The organism is Lactococcus fujiensis JCM 16395 (assembly GCF_002441655.1).
GTDB classification, from domain to species: Bacteria; Bacillota; Bacilli; order Lactobacillales; family Streptococcaceae; genus Lactococcus; species Lactococcus fujiensis.
Map to the genome: position 1 here is coordinate 1 of NZ_JXJU01000048.1, position 1,226 is coordinate 1,226.

The following is a 1,226-nucleotide window of genomic DNA, read 5'->3' on the forward strand; positions in this document are numbered from 1 at the left end:
AACTACTGGCGTTACTTGTTTTTTTAATCTCTTCAATTGAATTTGTTTGTGACATTTTTCAGTCGTAGAATTGTGCATAGAAACTTTGAGTACCTATTCTTTGGCTCAATGACACTCACTTTAAAATAAGAAGATACGGACTAAATTTATGTCCTTTATAATTATAATTTCTGCCCTGATTCAAACGAAGAATCCTAACCGGGTAGCAGGTCAAAGTTGACAAGTTTGCCTCCCTAATTATAAAGGATCAACGTAGCACCTTGTGTCCCCATTTAATTTAATTTCGTCAAGATCAAAATTTCCCTCTAAATAAGCGAATTCATCAATCTAAATAATATTATGCTTTTTAAAAAGATGTTAAAAAAAGATTAGGGGAGTTGGATCTTAATATGATGCTATTTTTTAATAAAAGAGGCCCTAATTTCATCTAGATTGGGCATTAATCATATGTGTTTTGGAATTCCCTTCATTGCACTGAATAAATCTTTTTTCAAGTAATTTTCGGTAGGTATATTTTTAAATTAAACACTTGAAACATTGAAGCTACGAGATATTTCATACTTACTTTGTATGTTAAGATCTTTTCAGTAATAGCTTATTTTTTATTAAGTTTACTGGTAAAAAGTATTGGAATCTTATTATAATAGATAAAAGAATCGAGTTTGTTATACGAAACTCCCAATTTTTTTGCAGCACTTGCAATGCTGCGACTTGATTTTAGTGCAGAAATAACATCTTCTTCATTTAAATCAGAATAAAAATCTTTCTTCTTTCTAAACTTTTTAGCATTTACCTTATAAATCTTAAGGTAGTCTTTTAAGACTCTAACGTTGATTTCCAATTTTTTCGCTGCTTCTTCAGGAGTTTCACTATTTTCAACAGCTTGTTTTATGAGTCCGATGTTCCTATTCCTACGATATAATTTTAGTTTTGAAACATTGAAATTATAGTGTTCGATATATTTTTTTAATTGCTTAACCGATATTTCCAAGGCTTCAGCAGCTTCTCTGTTATCTTTAGATTCTATTAGAGTTTTTCTAAAGAATTCTTTATCCACCCCTTTTTACTCCTTCTAACTTATTTACAATTAAATAATTCTCAAATATTAATTATAACTTATATTTTAACAGAAAAAGACTGAATTGATTGATGATGCTTCAAAAGTCAAAATTTTTTTAGACAAGATTTACTTCTTAATTCTTTTGATGTTATCCTTAAATCTTAGA

General features: G+C 28.6%; 1 protein-coding gene. It reads right to left on the minus strand.

The features are described 5' to 3' along the window. Nucleotides 1-595 precede the first annotated feature (595 nt). Nucleotides 596-1,057, minus strand: coding sequence for a hypothetical protein (locus RT41_RS10180; protein ID WP_096819304.1), 462 nt, complete (start codon nucleotides 1,055-1,057; stop codon nucleotides 596-598). Nucleotides 1,058-1,226 lie beyond the last annotated feature (169 nt).